The organism is Pseudonocardia sp. Ae331_Ps2 (assembly GCF_001932405.1).
Taxonomy (GTDB): Bacteria; Actinomycetota; Actinomycetes; order Mycobacteriales; family Pseudonocardiaceae; genus Pseudonocardia.
Genome location: NZ_MCIM01000001.1, coordinates 5,661,670 through 5,663,538 on the forward strand (window position 1 = coordinate 5,661,670; position 1,869 = coordinate 5,663,538).

General features: G+C 74.4%; 3 protein-coding genes, 1 tRNA gene and 1 pseudogene. 1 reads left to right on the plus strand and 4 read right to left on the minus strand.

What is annotated here, in order from left to right; genetic code table 11:
- On the plus strand, positions 1-316 hold a 316-nt coding region (locus Ae331Ps2_RS33650; protein WP_305775549.1), incomplete at its 5' end, for a transposase family protein.
- 22 nt (positions 317-338) lie between these two features.
- Here Ae331Ps2_RS33650 and Ae331Ps2_RS26445 read toward each other — a convergent pair.
- The 4 genes and pseudogenes from Ae331Ps2_RS26445 to Ae331Ps2_RS32775 all read right to left on the minus strand — a co-directional run.
- Positions 339-554: a hypothetical protein gene (locus Ae331Ps2_RS26445; RefSeq protein WP_139318697.1), complete on the minus strand. Its 216-nt coding sequence runs from the start codon at positions 552-554 to the stop codon at positions 339-341.
- Between the two features lie 90 nt (positions 555-644).
- Positions 645-721, minus strand: a tRNA-Leu gene (locus tag Ae331Ps2_RS26450).
- A gap of 73 nt (positions 722-794) precedes the next feature.
- Positions 795-1,505: a metallophosphoesterase gene (locus Ae331Ps2_RS26455; protein WP_075305797.1), complete on the minus strand. Its 711-nt coding sequence runs from the start codon at positions 1,503-1,505 to the stop codon at positions 795-797.
- A pseudogene (locus Ae331Ps2_RS32775) lies at positions 1,502-1,869 on the minus strand (class I SAM-dependent RNA methyltransferase); the annotation flags it as partial. The gene Ae331Ps2_RS26455 and the pseudogene Ae331Ps2_RS32775, both read right to left, overlap by 4 nt.

Below are 1,869 nucleotides of genomic sequence, written 5' to 3' on the forward strand. Positions count from 1 at the left end.
GCACCCCGGGCTGCTCGAGGGCCTGGCCGCGTTCACCGACGACACCCACGCCGCGCTGGGCGACCTCGGCTACGAAGGCGAAGCCGACCGGCTCACCGTGCCCATCAAACCCGCCCCCGGCCGCGGGCAGACGGTCAACCAGCGCACCGTCAACACCCTGCACTCAGCCCTTCGTGCTCTGACCGAACGCGGAAACGCCCTGCTCAAGACCACCTTCGCCGCGTTGCGGCGAGTCACGCTATGTCCCTGGCGCACCGGCGCGATCACCGCAGCTGCGCTCGTACTACTCCACACCGAGTACGACCGCACGACATGATCAACCCGCTACTGAGAACACCTCAGTGGGTGCGCTGCGCAGCGGTGAGGTGTCCGTCACCGAGGTACATGCCGAGCAGATAGGCGTAGTCGGCGACGGGGACGTCGATACCGGGGGCGCAGCGGAAGCAGCGGGCCCGGGTCCGCCGCGGGTCCCCCGTGCGACGGGTCCCGGTGCACCAGTGGCGCACGGTCCGCTCGGGGACGCCGACGGCCGCGGCCACCGACCGAACCGGCATGCCGCCGCGATACAGCGACCGGGCCCTGTCGACGACGTGTGGCGGGTGCATGCGGAAACCGTCGCACGCGCCACCGACAATTCCGGACAATGGTGCCCTCGGTGGGATTCGAACCCACACTGTATGCATTTTGAGTGCATCGTCTCTGCCGATTGGACTACGAGGGCTTGCTACTTTCGGCGTATTCAGTTCTGAAGCGAGCTTAGCGGGTTCCGAGTCCCCCGCGACATCCGACCCGCCTCACACCGGCCAGTTCAGGAACCGGCTGCGCGGCGGCCCGTCACCGAGCACGTGCAGCACCCCACCCGGCGCCGGGACCGGGTCGGAGCCTCCGGCACCGGGCACGTCCGGCCAGCGCAGGGCGGGCGCCACCGACGGGGCGACGACGAGCGGGTGCCCGGCGAACGTCGTCGCCAGCGGGGTGTGGACGTGCCCGCACACCACCAGCGTCGGGTCGGACCGGGCGGCGAGCAGCATCTCCAGCGGGCCGGGGTCGCGCAGCCGCATCCCGTCGAGCACGGGGTGCCCGAGCGCGACCGGCGGGTGGTGCAGGGCGACCAGCAGCGGCGCAGGGTCCCGGACGGCCTCGGTGAGCAGGGCGACGGCGCCCTCGGACAGCGCACCGTGCGGCGCACCGGGGACCAGGGTGTCCAGCAGCGCCACCGTGCAGCCGCCGGTGCGGTGCAGCCGGTCCCCCACCGGGCCGACGGCGGCGGCCATCGCGGTGCGGTCGTCGTGGTTGCCGGGCACGTGCAGCGCGTCGAGCCCGGCCAGCAGGGCGGCGGCCCCGGCGTAGGCCGCGGGGTCGCCGTGGTCGGCGAGGTCCCCGGTCACGACCACGACGTCCGGCGCCGGATCCAGCGCCCGGACCCCGGCGACGGCGCGGGCGGCCCGGCCCTCCGGATCCGGACGCCCGAGGTGCAGGTCCGAGAGCTGGACGACGGTGGTCACCGCGGGATCCGCTCCAGCAGGGCGACCGCCTCCATGTGGTGGGTCATCGGGAACGCGTCGAACGCCCGCAGCGCGGCGGTGCGGTACCCGGCGGTGGCGAACAGGGACAGGTCCCGGGCCAGCGCGGCCGGGTCGCAGGCGATGTGCACGATCCGCCGCGGGCCGCGGGCGGCCAGGTCGCGCACCGCGGCCTTCCCGAGCCCGGCCCGCGGCGGGTCGGTGACCACGACGTCGGGGTCGGGCCGGAGCCGGGCGATCTCGCGCTCGGCGCGGCCCCGCACGAACTGGACCTGCGGCAGGTCGGCCAGCGCGGCGGCGCCGTCGGCGACCGCGGACGCGGCGGACTCGACGACCAGCACGGTCC